The sequence below is a fragment of the Fodinisporobacter ferrooxydans genome, assembly GCF_022818495.1.
GTDB lineage: Bacteria > Bacillota > Bacilli > Tumebacillales > MYW30-H2 > Fodinisporobacter > Fodinisporobacter ferrooxydans.
In genome coordinates, this window is record NZ_CP089291.1 from 3,097,195 (window position 1) to 3,116,597 (window position 19,403).

Annotated in this window: 21 protein-coding genes; 20 read left to right on the forward strand and 1 reads right to left on the reverse strand. The window is 48.0% G+C overall.

Annotated features, from left to right (window positions below):
• Positions 1-182 precede the first annotated feature (182 nt).
• From spoIIGA to ileS, 11 genes are all read left to right on the forward strand, one after another.
• Positions 183-1,100, forward strand: a complete 918-nt coding sequence (gene spoIIGA, locus LSG31_RS14785; protein WP_347435845.1) for a sigma-E processing peptidase SpoIIGA — start codon at positions 183-185, stop codon at positions 1,098-1,100.
• A gap of 130 nt (positions 1,101-1,230) precedes the next feature.
• A complete protein-coding gene (gene sigE, locus LSG31_RS14790; RefSeq protein WP_347435846.1) occupies positions 1,231-1,959 on the forward strand; it encodes an RNA polymerase sporulation sigma factor SigE in 729 nt (242 codons plus the stop codon).
• A 70-nt stretch (positions 1,960-2,029) separates the two neighbouring features.
• Entirely contained in the window at positions 2,030-2,806 is a 777-nt protein-coding gene (sigG, locus tag LSG31_RS14795) for an RNA polymerase sporulation sigma factor SigG (protein WP_347435847.1), read from the forward strand.
• Between the two features lie 200 nt (positions 2,807-3,006).
• Positions 3,007-3,300 (forward strand): YlmC/YmxH family sporulation protein, encoded by a 294-nt coding sequence (locus tag LSG31_RS14800; RefSeq protein WP_347435848.1) that lies wholly within the window; start codon positions 3,007-3,009, stop codon positions 3,298-3,300.
• A 148-nt stretch (positions 3,301-3,448) separates the two neighbouring features.
• Positions 3,449-4,297 (forward strand): peptidoglycan editing factor PgeF, encoded by an 849-nt coding sequence (gene pgeF / locus LSG31_RS14805; protein ID WP_347435849.1) that lies wholly within the window; start codon positions 3,449-3,451, stop codon positions 4,295-4,297.
• Between the two features lie 56 nt (positions 4,298-4,353).
• A complete protein-coding gene (locus LSG31_RS14810) occupies positions 4,354-5,055 on the forward strand; it encodes a YggS family pyridoxal phosphate-dependent enzyme (protein ID WP_347435850.1) in 702 nt (233 codons plus the stop codon).
• A 72-nt stretch (positions 5,056-5,127) separates the two neighbouring features.
• Positions 5,128-5,577, forward strand: coding sequence for a cell division protein SepF (locus LSG31_RS14815; RefSeq protein ID WP_347435851.1), 450 nt, complete (start codon positions 5,128-5,130; stop codon positions 5,575-5,577).
• Between the two features lie 9 nt (positions 5,578-5,586).
• The gene (locus LSG31_RS14820) at positions 5,587-5,877 is read left to right on the forward strand and encodes a YggT family protein (protein WP_347435852.1); all 291 of its coding nucleotides are present in this window, start codon (positions 5,587-5,589) and stop codon (positions 5,875-5,877) included.
• A gap of 2 nt (positions 5,878-5,879) precedes the next feature.
• A complete protein-coding gene (locus tag LSG31_RS14825) occupies positions 5,880-6,662 on the forward strand; it encodes a YlmH family RNA-binding protein (protein WP_347435853.1) in 783 nt (260 codons plus the stop codon).
• A 135-nt stretch (positions 6,663-6,797) separates the two neighbouring features.
• On the forward strand, positions 6,798-7,268 hold the full coding sequence (locus LSG31_RS14830) for a DivIVA domain-containing protein (RefSeq protein ID WP_347435854.1): 471 nt from the start codon (positions 6,798-6,800) through the stop codon (positions 7,266-7,268).
• Between the two features lie 425 nt (positions 7,269-7,693).
• Positions 7,694-10,468 (forward strand): isoleucine--tRNA ligase, encoded by a 2,775-nt coding sequence (gene ileS / locus LSG31_RS14835; RefSeq protein ID WP_347435855.1) that lies wholly within the window; start codon positions 7,694-7,696, stop codon positions 10,466-10,468.
• Positions 10,469-10,562: 94 nt separating this feature from the next.
• On the opposite strand, the gene LSG31_RS14840 is transcribed toward ileS, so the two are convergent.
• Positions 10,563-10,742, reverse strand: coding sequence for a hypothetical protein (locus LSG31_RS14840; protein ID WP_347435856.1), 180 nt, complete (start codon positions 10,740-10,742; stop codon positions 10,563-10,565).
• Positions 10,743-10,919: 177 nt separating this feature from the next.
• Here LSG31_RS14840 and LSG31_RS14845 point away from each other — a divergent pair, with 177 nt between their 5' ends.
• The 9 genes from LSG31_RS14845 (at position 10,920) to carA (ending at position 19,402) form a co-directional block, all read left to right on the forward strand.
• Complete coding sequence (locus tag LSG31_RS14845) at positions 10,920-11,246, forward strand: DUF5665 domain-containing protein (RefSeq protein ID WP_347435857.1); 327 nt, start codon at positions 10,920-10,922, stop codon at positions 11,244-11,246.
• 18 nt (positions 11,247-11,264) lie between these two features.
• Positions 11,265-11,942 (forward strand): TraR/DksA C4-type zinc finger protein, encoded by a 678-nt coding sequence (locus LSG31_RS14850; protein ID WP_347435858.1) that lies wholly within the window; start codon positions 11,265-11,267, stop codon positions 11,940-11,942.
• A gap of 85 nt (positions 11,943-12,027) precedes the next feature.
• A complete protein-coding gene (lspA, locus tag LSG31_RS14855; protein ID WP_347435859.1) occupies positions 12,028-12,513 on the forward strand; it encodes a signal peptidase II in 486 nt (161 codons plus the stop codon).
• Positions 12,506-13,618 (forward strand): RluA family pseudouridine synthase, encoded by a 1,113-nt coding sequence (locus LSG31_RS14860; protein WP_347435860.1) that lies wholly within the window; start codon positions 12,506-12,508, stop codon positions 13,616-13,618. Before lspA ends, LSG31_RS14860 begins: the two co-directional genes overlap by 8 nt.
• Positions 13,619-13,930: 312 nt before the next feature.
• On the forward strand, positions 13,931-14,494 hold the full coding sequence (pyrR, locus tag LSG31_RS14865) for a bifunctional pyr operon transcriptional regulator/uracil phosphoribosyltransferase PyrR (RefSeq protein ID WP_347435861.1): 564 nt from the start codon (positions 13,931-13,933) through the stop codon (positions 14,492-14,494).
• The gene (uraA, locus tag LSG31_RS14870; RefSeq protein ID WP_347435862.1) at positions 14,491-15,738 is read left to right on the forward strand and encodes a uracil permease; all 1,248 of its coding nucleotides are present in this window, start codon (positions 14,491-14,493) and stop codon (positions 15,736-15,738) included. Before pyrR ends, uraA begins: the two co-directional genes overlap by 4 nt.
• Positions 15,739-16,028: 290 nt before the next feature.
• Positions 16,029-16,955 carry an aspartate carbamoyltransferase gene (gene pyrB / locus LSG31_RS14875; protein WP_347435863.1) on the forward strand — a complete coding sequence of 309 codons (927 nt, stop codon included), beginning with the start codon at positions 16,029-16,031 and terminating at the stop codon, positions 16,953-16,955.
• Positions 16,956-17,012: 57 nt separating this feature from the next.
• Positions 17,013-18,287 (forward strand): dihydroorotase, encoded by a 1,275-nt coding sequence (locus LSG31_RS14880; protein WP_347435864.1) that lies wholly within the window; start codon positions 17,013-17,015, stop codon positions 18,285-18,287.
• 35 nt (positions 18,288-18,322) lie between these two features.
• Positions 18,323-19,402, forward strand: coding sequence for a glutamine-hydrolyzing carbamoyl-phosphate synthase small subunit (gene carA / locus LSG31_RS14885; RefSeq protein WP_347435865.1), 1,080 nt, complete (start codon positions 18,323-18,325; stop codon positions 19,400-19,402).
• Position 19,403 lies beyond the last annotated feature (1 nt).

Consider the following 19,403-nt stretch of genomic DNA (forward strand, 5'->3'; position numbering starts at 1 on the left):
TGTACACTACCATGTTTTTTATTTCTTTTATTCCCCCTGCAAGATTGTCGAATCTTTTTTCTATGTATCCGTCAAGTTCTGACAACCTTCGTAATAGAAATATACTATACTATGGACATTCCCTTGAACGGACTAGAATGTAGAATGACCCAAAAATTCATGTCTATGTAGGTGTTCCAGTCATGGTTGTATATTTGGACCTCGTGTTTCTAGTCAATTTTATTCTCGATCTGTTTTTAATTTGGATGACGGGGATCGTTTTGCGGCAACGCTTGCGACTGTGGCGGGGCATCGTCTCGGCGATCATTGGGACGGCTTACACATTCGTCATTTTTTTTCCGCAGATGCACGTTTTCATGTCAATTTCAGCTAAATTTTTGCTTTCCGTTGTCATGATTGTGTGCGCATTTGGTTGGTATGGACCCCTCGAATGTTTAAAGCGATTGCTGTCTTTTTATCTTGTATCGTGCATGTTGGGCGGTGCGGCATATGCCATCGCTTTTCTTGTAGGCACGCAGGAGACAGCAAAAGCAGGGCTCGTATTTCTGTCTGGATCCCATGTTTTGACGGCCAATATCATCATGGTTGCATTGATTATCGCACCCGTGTTTGTATGGTTATGTTGGAAAAAGGTTTGGGTGTATATGCAGCAGATTCGCCGCCAGGAAGGGGAGCTTTGGAGCGTTCAGATTTCGGTTTGCGGCAAAGAGATGACATGTACAGGCCTTTTGGATACGGGCAATGGACTCCTTGATCCGATCAGCAAACAACCGGTTACAGTCGTGACGTTGTCAGCTTTAAAACCGATTTTGCCTGAGGAACTCGTCAAACGTTTGGAAAGTGATTCCAGCAAGATCGTCCATGCCATTACGGAAATCGATTGGAATGAGGACTGGATGAGCCGATTTCGGATTATTCCGTTTCGTGCGATTGGTGTATCGTCAGGGATGATGGTGGCATTTCAACCGGATCGTGTAAAACTCTGGAGAGAGAATCAGCAGGAACGGGTGATCACTCGTGGATTGATTGGAATCAGTACACAAATGATGTCGAAAACAGAAACATTTTCTGCCATCGTGCATCCACTGTTACTGGCATAACTACCAACCTTTGAACCGGCAACGGGACATGAAAATCAAAACACGAATGGTTCGAGCAGGATAGTAGAGTCTATGGTATGTACTATCCTTTACATAGAAGAGTTCACATGGGATGGAAGGAGTAAATTGCATGAGACCGACACTTAAATTCCGCTTACAACTCCGAATCTTACTTGTACGTATTCTCCTGCTATTGGGTGAACGTCCGCATGAGATCCATTATGTCGGAGGAAGTGAAGCGCTTCCGCCGCCGTTAACGAGGGAAGAAGAAGAATATTTGCTGGACAAATTGCCTTCGGGCGATGAAGCGATTCGCTCGATTTTAATTGAGCGGAACCTTCGACTCGTCGTTTATATTGCCCGCAAATTTGAAAATACAGGCATACATATTGAAGATTTGGTATCTATTGGAACAATTGGATTGATCAAAGCGGTCAATACGTTCGATCCGGAGAAAAAAATCAAACTTGCGACATATGCGTCCCGCTGTATCGAAAATGAAATTTTGATGTATTTGCGGAGAAATAATAAGATTCGTTCCGAAGTCTCCTTTGACGAGCCCTTGAACGTCGATTGGGATGGCAATGAATTGTTGCTGTCCGATGTACTAGGCACGGAAAACGATACAATCTATCGAAATATCGAAGAGCAAGTCGACAGAAAATTGCTTTATAAAGCATTGGATAAATTAAACGAGCGGGAACGGAAAATCATGGAGTTGCGGTTCGGTTTGGCGAATGGTACGGAAATGACGCAAAAAGATGTTGCTGATCTATTAGGAATCTCTCAATCGTATATTTCACGTCTTGAAAAGCGTATTATAAAACGTTTGCGGAAAGAATTCAACAAGATGTTGTAATGCATAAAATATCCCTCCGAGGACATACTGATACTCGAATTACGGCGGTCATCAGTCGGGAGGGAGTATGATGAAACGAAATAAAGTTGAAATCTGTGGAGTAAACACAGCTCAACTTCCAGTACTCACGAATGCAGAAATGCGCGAATTGTTCGTGCGAATACAGCAAGGAGATCTGTCCGCCAGAGAAAAACTTGTGAATGGAAATCTTCGCTTGGTTTTGTCTGTAATTCAGCGTTTTAATAATCGCGGCGAGTATGTTGATGATCTGTTTCAGGTTGGTTGTATTGGATTGATGAAAGCGATCGATAATTTTGATTTAAGTCAGAATGTTAAGTTTTCTACATATGCAGTACCGATGATTATTGGTGAAATTCGCCGTTATTTACGTGATAACAATCCGATTCGGGTCAGTCGCTCGCTTCGGGACATCGCTTACAAAGCGTTGCAAGTACGGGATTCCTTGACGAATCAAAACTTGCGTGAGCCATCGATCGTAGAGATTTCCGAAGCCATGGAAGTGCCGAAAGAAGATGTCGTATTCGCATTGGATGCGATTCAAGATCCTGTATCACTGTTTGAGCCGATTTATCATGATGGCGGTGACCCGATTTATGTGATGGATCAAATCAGCGACGAGAATAATCAGGATATTTCCTGGGTTGAAGAAATTGCCATTCGGGAAGCTTTACAAAAACTGAATGAGCGGGAGAAAAAAATTCTTGCCATGCGGTTTTTTGAAGGCAAAACGCAAATGGAAGTGGCGGATGAAATCGGCATATCCCAAGCGCAAGTGTCAAGATTGGAAAAAGCGGCTATCACACATATGCAAAAACACATAAAGTGAAACCTGAATCAGGTGGAGTTTTTGCTCCAGCCGATTCTTGCGTGCCATAGGATCCTTTCTCCCATCCATGTTCCTTGTATCAAACATTTCTGCATGCAGAGACTTTCTTTCATTTTGTCGATTTTTCGTCTCTATTTTAGGTGAATATCATATACTGTATCATGACTATGTTTTAGCTTAGAATGGGAAGTGAATGGAGAATGATGAAAGCTTCCGAGCTACAAACAAAAGATGTCGTGAGTGTTGGAGACGGCAGAAAATTGGGAACGGTCGGAGATTTGGATATTGATTTGGAAACGGGAATGATTCGTGCCATCATAGTTCCAGGACCTACGCGATTTTTTGGCTTTTTGGCAAATGGTGAAGATTTTGTGATTCCCTGGCATCAAATCGTTCGTATTGGCCAAGATGTGGTTTTGGTGGATATGCGAAATTTTCAGGAGATCAATGACAACACATTTAAACAAGGAAATAGCAGTTCCGGAGGATTTTAACCAGGTCGCAGGCGCCTGGTTTTTTTGTTATTGCAACAAACGATGGGCGATTTGGGGTATTCGTCGCTAGCAGTCTGTATTTGCCGGGATGACTTGTGTTTTGTATGATGATAGAAATGAAACACTTTGGGAGAAGAGGGGAATTTAATTGAAAGCAGCCGATCATTTTTGCTGGACAAAAGAAAATGGCATTCAACTATTGGAAATACAGCCATGGAAGGCGGGCAAACAGATCTACGGATGCTTTACGACGAGGGTCGGCGGTGTGAGTACGGGCAACTTTGACGGACTGCAAGTAGGATTGCATGTTGGCGATCAGACGGCACATATCCTTCAGAATCGTTCCCGCATCTGCGAGACCATTGGCGTCGGTCTCTGCCAATGGGTAGCGGCAGAACAAGTACACGGCGATCAAATCGCCATTGTAACGGCATCCGATCAAGGCAAAGGAAGTGAAACGAAGGAATCGGCAATCCCCGCTTGCGATGCAATGATTACAAACGAGCATGGCATAGTCCTGACAACCTACGCGGCTGATTGTGTTCCTTTGCTGTTTTATTCGCCTGCAGGTGTCGTTGCCACTGCACATGCCGGATGGAAGGGAACGGTGCAGAATATTGCGGGGAAAACCATCCAGCAGATGCAACAGCGGTTCGGTTGCCTGGCCGAAGAAATACAAGTGGCGATCGGCCCTTCCATCGGAGCATGCTGCTATGAAGTCGATGAAGTTGTCTATCAGGCATTTGCCAAGCTGAATCTGACAGACGTACTTACACCTGTGGAAGGAAAGGAAGAATTGCACTGGATGTGCGATTTGTGGCTGGCCAACAAGCAATTGCTGCTGCGTGCGGGTGTCAGCGATGAAAATATATTCGTATCGGAATTGTGCACAAGCTGCCGCACAGATCTATTTTTCTCCCATCGAAAAGAAAAAGGGAAAACAGGTCGATTCATGGGGATCGTATATTTGCCGGAGCATGGATTTCTGGGTGAATAGAAGGAAAAAAGTGTCGAAACTCGAATACATAATAGGGATAAAGGAACGAAAGCAGAGTGATCGGAACCATGGATTTTTTTGATCGGGTTCAAAGTGTGCGGCGGCGGATTCAGACTGCTTGCGAGCAAGCACAACGCAATGTTTCATCTGTAAGATTGGTGGGTGTTACCAAATATATCGGACCTGTGGAATTGGCGGAATTATACCGGGCGGGTGTACGGGAGTTTGGTGAAAACCGGCTGCAAGTGGCAAAGCCCAAATTGGAAGCTGCCCGGGTCAACCACTGGAAAGACGTTACATGGCACTTCATCGGCCAATTGCAAACAAATAAGGTGAAAGAAGTACTGCGCGAATTTACATGGATACATTCATTGGATCGTTGGCCATTGGCATTGGAAGTAAACAAGCGTGCGCAAGAACTTGGTTTGCGCGTGCCATGTTTGCTGCAAATCAATGTTTCAGGCGAAGAAACAAAAGCAGGGCTTGCCGCCAATGAAGCGTTATCGTTTCTTGAAGCGGCACATTCCTTGTCTCACATACAAGTGTGCGGGTTGATGACGATGGCTCCGCGGGCGGATGTTCCGGAAGAGATTCGATATGTGTTTCGGGGCTTAAGGGAACTTCGCGATCATTTGCAGTCAGCGGGGCATGCCGGTATACAGGAATTGTCGATGGGCATGTCACAGGACTTTGAAGCGGCGATACTGGAAGGTGCAACGATCGTCCGAATCGGGCAGACATTATTGCCGGACCGCTAGAACCTTTGATAGCTGTTGGAATTGCCATCCTTCTATACTTTACTTCAATCTTTCACAGATAGGGATGAGAATATGGCGCAATTTGTAAATAAAATGTTAACGTTTTTTGGATTGTCGGACGATCCGGAAGAAGAGTTCCAGCAAGCGGCAGATGCCAAGGCGAATCCACAAGTGGTGCCGATCAATCAAGAGGATGCCGGAGCAGCGTCCCGCAAAGGAACAGTCGTAAGTCTGCATGCACAAAAACAGGTAAAAGTCGTTTTATGTGAGCCGCAAGGGTATGATGACGCTGCAAGCATCGCGGATCATCTTCGCAATCGCCGGTCGGTCATCGTGAATTTGCACAAGTCTCCATATGAGCAGGCTGTCAGAATTATCGATTTTTTAAGCGGAACCACATATGCTTTATCGGGAACGATGCAAAAACTCGGGCCGCAAGTATTTCTGTACGCTCCCGAAAATGTGGACATTCAAGGAAGCATATCGGAAATATTGGGGAAAGCCCCGGAATCCTTCAAATGAGGTGCATGAATGGCAAATTTGATATTGCAATCGGTTTATCACATCCTTGAAATCTATTGGTATGTCCTTGTCGCACGTTTTATCCTATCGTGGCTTCCTGATATGGAGTCGACGGCGCTGGGCAAATGGATCTATCGACTGACCGAATTTTATTTTGCGCCGTTTCGCAGGATCATACCGTCGATTCGCATGGGGATGGCATATCTTGATCTGTCGATGATGGTAGGATTTATTGCGTATTGGTTTCTGGAACAAGGAATCTTATACGTGTTGCAATTGGTATTCGGGATGGTCGCTTAACGATGCTGGAACGAATTTCCGTGCATTTTCGACCGGAAGAAAAGCCGTTTCTGCAGCGAGTGGAAGAATGGCTGGAACGGGCAACCCGGCAGCATCGAATCGAAGTCACACATTTTTTGAACCCAAGACAAGCAAATATCCTGCAGATTGTCGGCAGAACCGTCGGCGATGCAAATATCGGCACGTTTGGCGGGCCTGTCTTTGCCGAGCGGGTGCGTGCCGTGATTGTTCCTTCCTATTCTCAACCGGAGCTTGCCGATGCGCGCTTGGCTGCGATTCGCATGCATGTTGCAGGGAACGGCAAAATGCTTGGTCATGGGGATTATCTTGGAGCATTGCTTGGGGCAGGTATCGTCCGCGAAAAAATCGGCGACATTTATGTGCGGGAAGACGGCTGCGACGTGATCGTTGCGGAAGAGCTCGTCGCCTACTTTTTGCAGCAGATGTCGGGCGTGGGGCGGTTTCCCGTGGAATTGGCGCAAATTCCACTGAGCCAGGTGCTGGCGAAAGAACCAGAAACCGATACACGCACCGTAACGGTCGCTTCGATGCGGCTTGATGCGGTTGCGAGTGAAGGGTTTCGAATCAGCCGCGGGAAAATGGCTGAAACCATCCGCTCAGGTGCATGTCAACTCAATTGGCAAGTGACCACAGATCCTTCCCAGGACGTATTTGCAGGCGATGTCATCAGCGTACGCGGTTTGGGAAGAATGCGTATTCTGGAGCTTGGCGAGCAGCGATCGAAAAAGGGCCGTTTGTTTGTCACGATTGGAAACTACGTATAGAAATGGATGTGAGAAAATTGGCAGACTTTTTGAACATCCTCGACCCGAGCGAGCAGGATTCCAACGATTTGCGTCGAATATTTGCCGAGAAGTCTTAAATATGTCGAATTCTGCCGTTATCAGGAGGTTCTATACATGCCGTTAACTCCATTGGATATTCACAATAAAGAGTTTAGCAAGGCGTTTCGCGGATATAATGAAGACGAAGTAAACGAATTTTTGGATCATGTGATAAAAGATTACGAAGGACTCATCCGTGAAAATAAAGAATTGCATAATCGGATCGTTGAATTGGAAGAGCGTTTATCACATTTTACAAATCTTGAAGAAAGTTTAAGCAAGTCGATTCTTGTCGCACAGGAAGCGGCGGAAGAAGTCAAGACAAATGCGCGGAAAGAAGCGCAATTGATCGTAAAGGAAGCAGAAAAAAATGCGGACCGCATTATCAACGATTCTTTGATCAAATCGAGAAAAGTCGCAGTAGAAGTGGAAGATATGCAAAAACAGGCATCTGTTTTTCGTGCCCGCTTTCGTTCTCTCATTCAAGCTCAATTGGAGATGTTGAATGGGGGAGAATGGGATAAAATCGAAAAACACGATGACTGATTCGAACTACCGTTTCAGTGGGCAAGGCAGCGGCAGCCGCCTATTCGTGCGATCGTGTCAACAGCTGCAGTTGCTTTTGCATTTGAATGTCTGGTACTATATAAAGGATATTCAAATGGGGACGACGAGATCGTTTCGTTTTCGCGTGAATGCTTACAATTGATACATATCGATAACGTCGAGGAAGACAGTCATTCAGGGATCCGGACAGAGAGCTGGGAAAAGGTGTGAGCCCGGTACGGTAATCGAATGTGATCACCTTCTGAGTTATCGTCGGATGAGCCGCGATACAGGCGAAAAGCGGTTCTGCTTAGCAGAACAATTAGGGTGGTACCACGGGAATTGGAAACCTCTCGTCCCTTCGGATGATGAGGTTTTTTTCTATTTTACAGGCGCAACAATTCAAGGAGGACAGTGAGGACAGTATGGATTTTGCAAAAACACTAAACTTGCCACAAACGGATTTCCCAATGCGCGGGAATTTGCCGCAAAGAGAACCACAGATTCAAGAACGTTGGGAACAATTTGATCTTTATAACAAAGTTCAGGAAAAACGACGAGGAAAAGAGAAGTTTATTTTGCATGACGGGCCGCCATACGCCAATGGAGATATTCACCTTGGGCATGCCTTGAATAAAATCATCAAAGACATCATCGTGAAGTTCAAAACCATGGATGGGTACGACTCTCCCTATGTACCTGGATGGGATACGCACGGTTTGCCCATTGAACATGCGATCATTACAAAGAAGGGCATTAACCGTCGGGAAGTATCTGTCGTAGACTTCCGTGAAATGTGCAAACAGTATGCCCTTGATTTTATCGAACGGCAAAAAGGCCAATTTAAACGGTTAGGCGTAAGAGGAGATTGGGTCAATCCGTACATTACATTAAAGCCGGAATACGAAGCAAGCCAAATCCGCGTATTCGGGGAAATGGCGAAAAAAGGATATATTTATAAAGGGTTAAAGCCTGTGTATTGGTGCGCTTCTTGTGAAACGGCTTTGGCAGAAGCGGAAATCGAATATCATGACAAAACATCGCCAAGTGTCTACGTAACATTTGATGTGACAGACGGGAAGCAAGTGTTGCCGGCTGGTTCGAAAATCGTCATCTGGACGACGACGCCATGGACGATTCCGGCGAATGTGGCAATTGCCCTGGGACCGGATTTTGAGTATGAAGCGGTTCGCGCAGGTGGCCAAATTCTCTTGTTTGCATCTGCACTGCGGGATTCTGTATTGAAAGCCGCCGGGTTGTCCGGTGCATCTGTGGAACAACTGGGGACCTGGAAAGGCAGAGAGCTGGAGGGTGTGGTTGCTGCACATCCATTGTTTGACAGACAATCTGTCGTAGTCTTGGGCGATCATGTAACACTGGATGCCGGTACGGGATGCGTGCATACGGCTCCTGGCCACGGGATGGAAGACTATGAAGTAGGGTTAAAATATCAATTGCCGATCTTGGCGCCGATCGACGATCAGGGCAAATTTACGTCAGAAGCGGGCGCATACCAAGGACAATTCTATTTGAAAGCAAATCAGGCCATCCGCAATGATTTGCAGGCGTCCGGGCATTTATTGACAGATCAATCGATTTCCCACCAATATCCACATTGCTGGCGTTGCAAAAATCCGGTGATGTTCCGGGCGACTGAACAATGGTTTGCATCGATCGACAAATTCCGCGAACAATTGCTGCAACAAATTGCAGAAGTGGAATGGATTCCAGGCTGGGGACAGCAGCGCTTGCACAATATGATGGCAGATCGTCAGGATTGGTGTATTTCGAGGCAGCGGGTATGGGGTGTGCCGATTCCGATTTTCTACTGCAGGGACTGCAACAAGGAATTGATTACAGACGAAACCATCGAACATGTGGCGAATTTGTTTGCGGAGCATGGATCACAGGTGTGGTTTGCGCGGGAGGCGGAAGATCTCTTGCCGCCAAATACGGTTTGCAGTTGCGGACATACCCATTTCCGCAAAGAAACGGACATTATGGATGTTTGGTTCGATTCCGGTTCCAGCCATGCGGCTGTTTTGGCAAACCGTCCGGAATTGCGCTGGCCGGCTGACTTGTATTTTGAAGGATCCGACCAATATCGCGGCTGGTTTAACTCTTCTTTATCCACGGCAGTTGCCGTAAAAGGCCAGGCGCCATATCGCACCGTCTTGTCGCATGGATTTGTGTTGGATGGAGAAGGCCGGAAAATGTCCAAAAGTTTGGGCAATGTGGTCGACCCATTAAAAGTCATGCAGCAATTGGGCGCCGATATTTTACGGTTATGGGTGGCGTCTGTCGATTATCGCTCGGATGTGCGCGTCTCTGATGCGATTTTAAAGCAAGTGGCGGAAGTATACCGCAAAATCCGCAATACGTTCCGATATTTGCTGGGGAATTTGTTCGACTTTGATGCGGGCAAGAATCTCGTGCAAAAGCTGGACATGCCGGAAATCGATCGCTATACATTAAACAAGCTGGAACGGGTCGAAGAGCGGTGCTTGAAAGCGTACCGGGATTATGAATTTCACATTGTGTATCACGCAGTGCACAATTTCTGTACGGTCGATTTAAGCCAATTTTATTTGGATGTTTTGAAAGACCGCTTGTATACATCGCTGCCGAACTCGACCGCCCGGCGCAGCGCCCAAACGGTTCTCTACCATACACTGCATAGTCTCGTGCGGATCATGGCGCCGATTTTGACACATACGGCAGACGAAGTTTGGCAGTACATGCAAGGGAACGCATATGAAAGTGTCCAATTTGCCGGCTATGATGAACTTCTGACCGGATGGAAAGATGACGAGCTGGAGAAGAAGTGGGCGAATATTTTAAGAGTTCGCGATGAAATCGCCAAAGCATTGGAAACTGCGAGAAAAGACAAGCGGATTGGTCAATCCTTAGAAGCTTTTGTTGAAATTTATCCGGATACGAAGACATTCGACATTTTGCAAGGCGTCGATCAGCTTGACAAAGTGCTGATCGTGTCGAAAGCGCAAGTGTATCAGCCGGATGCAGAGGTTCCGGCAGATGCTGCAAGGTTGGAAGGGCTGGCTGTCCGCGTATCGGCAGCGCCGGGGGAAAAGTGTGAACGCTGCTGGGTGATTCTCGAGGATGTCCATGCACATGATGAGTTGGGGATGCTGTGTCCGTCTTGTGCATCGACACTTGACCAGATGGAACAGGAGATCTGAATTTGCGAATGCAACATACAAAAAAGCCGCGTCTCGGCAGGAGGCGCGGCTTTTCTTATCGTACTCATTGTACTTATTTCTCTAGCCGATTGTACTAGCCAATCAATTTTACACTGATAAACAAAAAGATGCCTAAAAGCAGGATGCCAAAAAAATAAGGAGTGCCATGTATTTGATAGTGGAACACCATTTTTGTTGCAAAACTTGCAGCGATTCCGGTGCCCCCGATCCAAAAGCAGATAGATGCCAAGCTCTGTATACGCTCTCGCTTCATCAGAATCATTCCTTTCCAAAAGAGAGACGTATGAAAGTAATTGATTTGAAACAAGTGTAGTATATCTGACCACATGTGAAAAGCGGATTGGCAGCTGCAATTTGACTATCTTATGAACATTCCACAGAATAGATTTCCATGGAAAGGTAAAAACTAGCGCACATAGGGGGGACTTGTGTGAACGAGCAAACGCGTGGGGATCATAAGGTCAGTGCCAAAGGAGCAGAATTGGAAAGACAGTTGGAAAAGCTTGCGGGATACATGGAACGGATCAATTTGGGCGACTATATCCAATTGATCAATCGCCCAAGGCGGTTGGTCTGGATCAATTTTATCAGCGGCCTTGCGCGCGGTGTCGGTATCGGTATCGGGTTTACGGTATTGGCGGCTCTTTTCGTCTATACGCTGCAGGCGTTGGAAGTGTTGAATCTTCCCATTGTCGGTACATTTATTGCCGATTTGGTGCGGATCGTGCAAGCCCAGCTACATACCCCCACAACATAGGGAAAGGAGCATCTGTGAATGTTGACAACAGAACAACTTCAAGTGTTGCGAGAGCGGCTTTTACAAGAGCGGGATGAACGAAACCGAAAATTGGAAAATACAGATGCCTATGGTTTAGCAACACAAATGCGTGATTCCCTGGGAGAATTGTCGATGTATGACAATCATCCGGCAGATATCGGCGATGAGTTATTTGAACGGGGCAAGGATCTTGCTTTGCGGGAAGCGGATTCCCTCTCGCTCGAACGGATCGATCAGGCGCTTGGGCGGATGGAGGACGGAACATACGGGATCTGCGAACAGTGCGGAGAGCCCATTTCCTTTGCGCGTTTGCAAGCAGAGCCCGCAGCCGCCCGATGTATCGATTGCCAGGAAATCTTGGAGTCGAATACTGTGGAAAACAATCGTCCGGTGGAAGAAAATTTTTTATTCCCCGGATATGGAAGGACAAATCTGGATACACAAGACCAAACGGGATTCGATGGGGAAGACTCCTGGCAGGCAGTTGACCGATTCAACCAAATTCCCAATTATGAAAACAACTACAACGATATTGAATATGATGACAATGAAGGAATTGTGGAAGATACCGATCGAATTACAAATCAAATGTACATCGATCAATTGCCGGACAAGCCCCAATACACGTTGTTGGTGGATGAATATACGTTGCCGGAAGAAGATACGGAACGTTAAATTTGCCGCATGTTGTCCCCGTTCGCATTCCTGTGTTAAAATGGCAACGCCTAGGTACGCAGGAAGACAAGACGAGGTGACTCCTATGTTTGTATATATCATTGCAATTGTTGTCATTGCGATTGATCAATGGTTAAAATTTTTAGTCAAGTTTCACATGCAGGAGGGCCAGACGATCCCGATTCTGGAACCTTTCGTATCGATTACGTCGATTCGAAACCCTGGTGCGGCTTTTGGCATGCTGCAGAATCAGACCTGGTTGTTTATTCTGATCGCCTGTGCTGTCATTGTGGCAGGGATCGTATTTGAACGGCGCACGTCCCATGAGAATCGGACGCTCCTGCGCTTGGCGATCGGTTTGTTGGTGGGGGGAGCTATCGGCAACTTAGTTGATCGAATTCTTTATAAAACAGTTGTCGATTATGTCAATGTGCAAATTTTTGTCTTTAATTTTGCCGATGCAGCGATTACATTTGCCGTTATTTTTTTCCTCATCGACGCGCTTTTCCGAGATGGAAAACAAACGTCAAACTCCCAATCGACAGCAAAGGATGAGGTTGACGATGTATAAGGAGTCAATGCATAAAGAATCAATCCGTAACGAGTCGATGCCAAAACCGACGCGAAAACAACGGACACGTAAAGTTGAAACGGCAGCCGTGGAAAAAGATGCCGCCCAAGGATTCCATGTTGATCAGGAATTTGACCGGAAACTTGACTGGGAATTTGCTCTGGAATCCTTTGATCTTGACGAATACGCCGGGGAGCGTTTGGAGCTTTCCATCGGCGGGCAGGAAGCAGGAGAGCGGGTCGACCGGGCCCTTTCCCGTTTGTTGGGGGTTTCCCGCAGCCAGGTGCAAGCATGGATTGCGGACGACCGGGTGATTGTCCGCGAAAAGCCGATTCGGGCAAACTATAAAGTGCGGGAAGGGGACCGGGTGCAGATCGATGTTCCGGAGCCGGAACCACTGGAAGTTCAGCCGGAAAATATTCCACTGGATATCCTTTTTGAAGATGGGGAAGTCATCGTCGTCAATAAACCTCGGGGCATGGTGGTGCATCCGGCACCTGGACATCTGCATGGCACGCTTGTCAACGCGATTCTTTACCATTGCAAGGATTTGCCGGGCATCGGCGGTGTGATGCGGCCAGGGATCGTTCATCGCATCGACAAGGACACTTCCGGGGTACTGATGGTCGCCAAAACAGACCGTGCGCATCAATCCTTGTCCGAACAGTTAAAAGCACATGCGGCACAGCGAAAGTATATCGCACTTGTTCATGGGCAAGTATTGCACAATCTTGGAACGATCGATGCCGCCATCGGCAGACATCCCGTCCATCGCAAGCAGATGGCGGTTGTGAAACAAGGCGGACGACATGCGGTTACGCATTTCAGCGTGTTGGAGCATTTTCAAAACTATACGCTGCTGGAACTGAAATTAGAAACCGGCCGCACACATCAGATTCGCGTACATATGCAGTTCATCGGGCATCCGCTCGCGGGGGATCCGGTATATGGACTGAAAAAAACATTGCCGATCGAAGGGCAGGCACTGCATGCACAGACACTTGGTTTTATCCATCCTGCAACAGGCAAATATATGGAGTGGTCTGCGCCGCTGCCGGAGGATATGATTCGCTTGCTCGAGATGCTGCGGTCCATGGACTCTTGATTTCGGACGAATCGACGTTTGCTGCAAGATGGTTTTCGATTTCATGTGTTTTCGATTTTATGTTGACGAACCGGCCGAACTTTGCTAATGTGTTTGTAGCAATCATGAATATTTTGTCGAATTTCATCACCAGCCTTTAATTTGATCCCGAGAGGTCAGCAAGGAGTGAAAATGGTGATATGTTGTCTGTATCTGTATACATACTTGTACAGTTTTGATGACATATTAATTGTACAACCATGACTCTTCTGCCTCCGGGTGGGAGAGTTTTTTCATTTTCACTGGGTCGTCGAAAAGGAGGCAATAAGCAGCATGTCGGACAATCTGCAATGGGTGGAAAAAACACAGTTGTTGGATGCGGATGCTATTCGCCGGGCGCTTACGCGAATTTCCCACGAAATATTGGAACGCTTGAAAGGTACAGACGATCTGGTTCTGGTGGGGATCAAGACGCGCGGGATCTATTTGGCGCAACGTCTGGCGCAAAAGATTCGGGACATCGAAGGCATCGATGTTCCGGTAGGAAGCCTGGATATCACGTTATATCGCGATGATTTGATCGAGAAACATGCCCAACCGTTTATCAGCGGCGCAGAGTTGCCTGTTTCCATTATGAATAAAGTGGTCGTATTGGTGGATGATGTTCTGTATACAGGCAGAACGGTTCGGGCTGCTCTCGACGCGCTCATCGATGAAGGCCGGCCGCGCTTGATTCAATTGGCCGTATTGGTGGATCGGGGCCATCGGGAGTTGCCGATACGTGCAGATTATGTCGGGAAAAATGTGCCGACTGCCCGGACGGAAATCGTCGAAGTACGACTTATGGAAAGCGACCAAATGGATCAAGTAGTTATTTTTGAGGAGGTAACAAAATGAAACAATTCATTGATGTGAATGAGCGGATACCCCTGAACCAAGGACTTCCGTTAAGTTTTCAGCACTTATTCGCCATGTTTGGTTCCACGGTGCTTGTACCGATTCTCGTCGGACTGGATCCGTCCATTGCACTGTTTGCAGGCGGACTTGGAACACTGATCTATATCTTGGTGACGAAAGGGAAAATTCCCGCATATCTCGGTTCCTCCTTCGCATTCATCACTCCTTTGGCAACGGTAATCAAAACACAAGGCATTGGGGCGGCTTTGTATGGTGCGTTATTATCAGGGATTTTGTATGTGATCATTGCATTGCTGATTGCAAAGTTCGGCGTCACTTGGCTGGAACGCTTGCTGCCGCCGATTGTCGTAGGCCCGATCATTATCGTCATCGGCTTGAGTTTGGCCGGTACAGCGATCGGCATGGCGAGCAAAAGCTATCTGGTGGCATTTGTCGCCTTGGTCATTGCCGTGTTGGCCAATACGTACTTTAAAGGATTTTTGGCGGTGATCCCGATCCTCCTGGGGATTGTCGGAGGCTATTTGTTCGCGCTGACACAAGGAATTGTCAATCTGGCGCCGATTGGAAACGCCCGTTGGCTGCAACTGCCGCATTTTGCGGCGCCGCATATTTCAAGCATTGCTGCCTGGACGATTGCGCCGGTCGCACTTGTTACGATTGCGGAACATATCGGCCACTTGCTTGTTACGGAAAACATCGTCGGCCGCAATTTCATGAAAGACCCAGGGCTGCATCGCTCGATTCTCGGCGATGGGATTGCAACGATCGTCGCTGGGGCAATCGGCGGGCCGCCGACGACAACATATGGAGAAAATATCGGTGTGATGGCAATTACCCGCGTCTATTCCGTATGGGTGATCGGCGGTGCCGCATGTATTGCAATCGCATTCTCCTTTATCGGAAAATTAAATGCCCTGATTTCCTCCATCCCGGTGCCGGTCATGGGCGGCATCAGCATCCTGCTGTTCGGAATCATCGCTGCATCCGGTTTGCGGATGCTCGTGGAGTCGAAAGTTGATTTTGGCTCCAAGCGCAATCTTTCCATTGCAAGCATCATCATGGTTCTTGGCGTGGGAAATGCGGTGTTCCATATTCATGGCCTGGAAATCGGGAATATGGCAATCGCAACACTTGTCGGGATTGTTCTCAACCTGATTTTGCCAGACGATCAAAAGTCGCCATCCGGTGAAAAGGAAAAGCTGGGTGATAAAAAAATCGCGTAAATCAAATACTTCCTTTAAAACCTTCCAGTGAGATGGTAAAGGATCAAACGCAGAAAATGACTCCTTCATGTCGGTCATTTTCCATGGCGAACCGCTCCTTACCTTGAAACAGTAAGGAGCTTTTTTGCAAAAGGAGTTTTTTTGCGGCAGTTGGTTAGACGGAGAAGTCTCAAATGGAATCTGCCTGGATTCACACATGGGAAGTGTGGCGAGTCAAGAGATCGCTTTCCAGGCCGATCGAAACAAAAAGCAAAAGGGATCGCAGCAACTTCATACTGGGGGGTTATTTTGTGAATACAACACATGCATGTGAACATGTAATCAGCGCCAAACAATTCAATCGTGAACAATTGGACCGGTTATTTCAAGAAGCCGGTCGGATGCCGATGTATCGCCGCTTATTGGAACGGCCATTGAACGGCAAGATTATGGCTTCCTTATTTTTCGAGCCCAGTACGCGGACGCGTTTTTCCTTCGAATCTGCGATGATGCGATTGGGCGGCCAGGTGATCAGCACGGAAAATGCGCGGGAATTTTCATCGGCGATCAAAGGGGAGACTTTGGAAGATACGATTCGGGTGGTTTCTCAGTATGCGGATGTAATCGTACTGCGGCATTTTGAGCAAGGGGCGGCAAGACGGGCGGCAAGCGTCTCGGAGATTCCGGTGATTAATGCGGGAGATGGCGCCGGAGAGCATCCGACGCAGGCATTGCTGGATTTGTACACGATTCAGACAGAGCTTGGCACGATTGACGGAACGCATATCGTCATGATCGGAGATCTTACATACGGCCGGACGGTACATTCCTTGTCCATGCTGTTGACAAATTATCGGGACATTCGCGTCACATACGTATCGCCGCCGCAAACCCAAATTCCGGCACACGTCAGAGAAGAGATTGCAGCAAAAGGGATTCGGGTGGTGGAGACGGATGATTTGGTGAAAGCCGTGCAAGATGCGGATGTGCTCTATCAAACCCGTGTTCAGAAAGAACGTTTTCCGTCATTGGAAGTGTATGAAGAAGTAAAAGGGAAATATGTGATCGATCCGCACATGATGGAACATTTGCAACAGCATGCCATCATCATGCATCCATTGCCGCGGGCCGGCGAGATATTGCCGGAAGTCGATCAAGACCCTCGTGCCGCCTACTTTCGTCAGGCCAAAAACGGCGTAGACGTGCGAATGGCTTTGCTGCTGAAATGCTGTCTATGATAATAAAGGAATGAGGCGGATGCTGTTTCACCGCAAATAGTAGGAGGAGGAAAAAGTATGGGATACGTTTTGAAACATGGCACGATCATTGGCGAAAATACACGGCTGGAACAAGTGGATGTTCTGGTCGAAGGCAATCGAATCAAGCAAATCGGGATTGACATTGACAGCACAGGACATACGCTGATCGATTGTACGAATTTGTTTATCAGCCCTGGATTTATCGATATGCATGTACATTTGCGCGAACCGGGCTTTGAATATAAAGAAACGATCGAGTCGGGGTCAAAAGCAGCAGCAGCCGGCGGGTTTACAACAGTCGCATGTATGCCGAATACCAGACCGGCGACGGATAACGCTGACATCGTACGCTTTATTATCGAGCAGGCGAACAAGCACGGGTATGCCCGCGTATTGCCGATTGCAGCGATCACTGCCGGGCAAAAAGGGGAAGAATTGACGGATATTCCAGCATTGAAAGAAGCAGGCGCTGTCGGGCTGTCGGATGACGGCCGCGGGGTGCAGCGGGCGGACCGGATGAAGCGGGCGATGGAGATCGCCAAACAATATGACATGCCGTTGATCATTCATGCGGAAGATGAGACACTTTCCGGCAAAGGCTGCATGAACGCCGGAGAAGCGGCAGAGCGGTTGGGACTGCCGGGGATACCGGATGATGCGGAAGCGGTGATGGTGGCACGGGATATCGTTTTGGCGGAAGTCACCGGCGCACATTTGCATGTGTGCCATGTGAGCGCGAAATCCGTGATCGAATTGATCCGCTATGCAAAAGGACGGGGGCTGCCGGTAACCGGAGAAGTGGCGCCGCACCATCTATTGTTGACAGATGATCAAATCGACCCCGATAATTCCGATTGGAAAGTGAACCCGCCGCTGCGGACAAAGCGGGATCGAGAGGCATGCATCGAAGCGTTTCTCGACGGCACATTGGATATCGTTGCGACAGATCATGCGCCGCACAGTGTGGAAGAGAAACAAAAACCGTTTACGGAAGCGCCTTTTGGCATGGTAGGCTTGGAAATCGCCTTTCCCTTGATGTATACACATTTTGTGAAAACAGGCCGCATGACGCTGAATGAATTGGTCGACCGCATGGCAACGAGGCCGGCGAAGCTGTTCAAGCTCCAAGGCGGACGGATCCAACCGGGTGAACCAGCCGATTTGACCGTTCTCGATTTGCATGCGACAAAAGTGATTGACCCTGCATCCTTCCTGTCCAAAGGGAAAAATACGCCCTTTGCCGGACAAAAGGCACAAGGCTGGCCGGTGTTGACAATGGTCGATGGCGTTGTTTCTTTTGATGCCAGATAAGACAGCAAGAACGAAACACAAGGAGAGTGAAATCGATGAAGGCACTGCTGCTATTGGAAGATGGTACGCTTTTTGAAGGCAAAGGCTTTGGCGCGACCGGTTCTCAAGTGGGTGAAGTGGTTTTTAATACAGGCATGACCGGCTATCAGGAAGTTTTGACAGACCCGTCTTACTGTGGCCAAATCGTGACAATGACATATCCGCTGATCGGCAATTACGGCACAAATGCAGATGATATGGAAGCAACGCTGTCGTTTGCAAAAGGATTTGTCGTCCGGGAAGCGTGCGACATGCCAAGCAACTGGAGAAATCGCAAGTCTTTGCACGACTATTTGGCACATTATGGCGTGATTGGGATCGAAGGCATCGATACGCGCATGCTGACAAAGCGCATCCGCACCAAAGGAACGCTGAAAGGCGTGATCGCAAGCGGCCCGAACCTGTCGGCGGAAGACGCAAAAAGCTATTTGCAGCAAGATTTGCGCACAGACCAGATTTTGCAAGTGACGACCAAAAGCCCGTATCGCTGCCCGGGCAGCGGCCGCCGGGTTGTGGTCATGGATTACGGCGTCAAAGGCGGAACCATTCGCTCATTGATCAACCGGGATTGCGATGTGATCGTTTTGCCTGCAAACGCGACGCTGCAAGACGTATTGGCATGGGATCCGCAAGGAATTCTGCTTTCCAATGGTCCCGGCAATCCGGATGATATCCCATTCGCGGCCGAGTTGGTGCGGGAGTTGCTCGGGAAAATCCCGATCTTTGGGATCTGTATGGGACATCAGGTCATATCGTTGGCGTGCGGCGCAACAGCCAAACGGTTGACATTCGGCCATCGGGGCGCCAATCATCCGGTGAAAGATTTGCGCAACAAGCGCGTCTATATCACCAGCCAAAACCACGGCTATGTGATTGATGAGGCATCGTTGCGGAGTACGGAGCTGGAATTGACGCATATCAATCTGAATGATGGCACAGTCGAAGGTGTTCGCCATACTCGTTTTCCTGCTTTCTCCGTTCAGTATCATCCGGAAGCACGTCCAGGTCCTGATGATTCCGACTATTTATTCGATGAATTCATGGCATTGATCGATCAATTCTGGGAGGGACGCTAAC

Bases quoted from the DNA above. Each gene is read 5' to 3' on its own strand.
- LSG31_RS14815 (WP_347435851.1), top strand. From the start codon at position 5,128: ATGGCGCAATTTGTAAATAAAATGTTAACGTTTTTTGGATTGTCGGAC.
- LSG31_RS14830 (WP_347435854.1), top strand. From the start codon at position 6,798: ATGCCGTTAACTCCATTGGATATTCACAATAAAGAGTTTAGCAAGGCG.
- pyrR (WP_347435861.1), top strand. From the start codon at position 13,931: ATGTCGGACAATCTGCAATGGGTGGAAAAAACACAGTTGTTGGATGCG.
- lspA (WP_347435859.1), top strand. From the start codon at position 12,028: ATGTTTGTATATATCATTGCAATTGTTGTCATTGCGATTGATCAATGG.
- LSG31_RS14880 (WP_347435864.1), top strand. From the start codon at position 17,013: ATGGGATACGTTTTGAAACATGGCACGATCATTGGCGAAAATACACGG.
- LSG31_RS14825 (WP_347435853.1), top strand. From the start codon at position 5,880: ATGCTGGAACGAATTTCCGTGCATTTTCGACCGGAAGAAAAGCCGTTT.
- LSG31_RS14850 (WP_347435858.1), top strand. From the start codon at position 11,265: ATGTTGACAACAGAACAACTTCAAGTGTTGCGAGAGCGGCTTTTACAA.
- sigG (WP_347435847.1), top strand. From the start codon at position 2,030: ATGAAACGAAATAAAGTTGAAATCTGTGGAGTAAACACAGCTCAACTT.
- LSG31_RS14800 (WP_347435848.1), top strand. From the start codon at position 3,007: ATGATGAAAGCTTCCGAGCTACAAACAAAAGATGTCGTGAGTGTTGGA.
- LSG31_RS14840 (WP_347435856.1), bottom strand. From the start codon at position 10,742: ATGAAGCGAGAGCGTATACAGAGCTTGGCATCTATCTGCTTTTGGATC.
- ileS (WP_347435855.1), top strand. From the start codon at position 7,694: ATGGATTTTGCAAAAACACTAAACTTGCCACAAACGGATTTCCCAATG.
- sigE (WP_347435846.1), top strand. From the start codon at position 1,231: ATGAGACCGACACTTAAATTCCGCTTACAACTCCGAATCTTACTTGTA.
- LSG31_RS14820 (WP_347435852.1), top strand. From the start codon at position 5,587: ATGGCAAATTTGATATTGCAATCGGTTTATCACATCCTTGAAATCTAT.
- uraA (WP_347435862.1), top strand. From the start codon at position 14,491: ATGAAACAATTCATTGATGTGAATGAGCGGATACCCCTGAACCAAGGA.
- carA (WP_347435865.1), top strand. From the start codon at position 18,323: ATGAAGGCACTGCTGCTATTGGAAGATGGTACGCTTTTTGAAGGCAAA.
- spoIIGA (WP_347435845.1), top strand. From the start codon at position 183: ATGGTTGTATATTTGGACCTCGTGTTTCTAGTCAATTTTATTCTCGAT.
- LSG31_RS14860 (WP_347435860.1), top strand. From the start codon at position 12,506: ATGTATAAGGAGTCAATGCATAAAGAATCAATCCGTAACGAGTCGATG.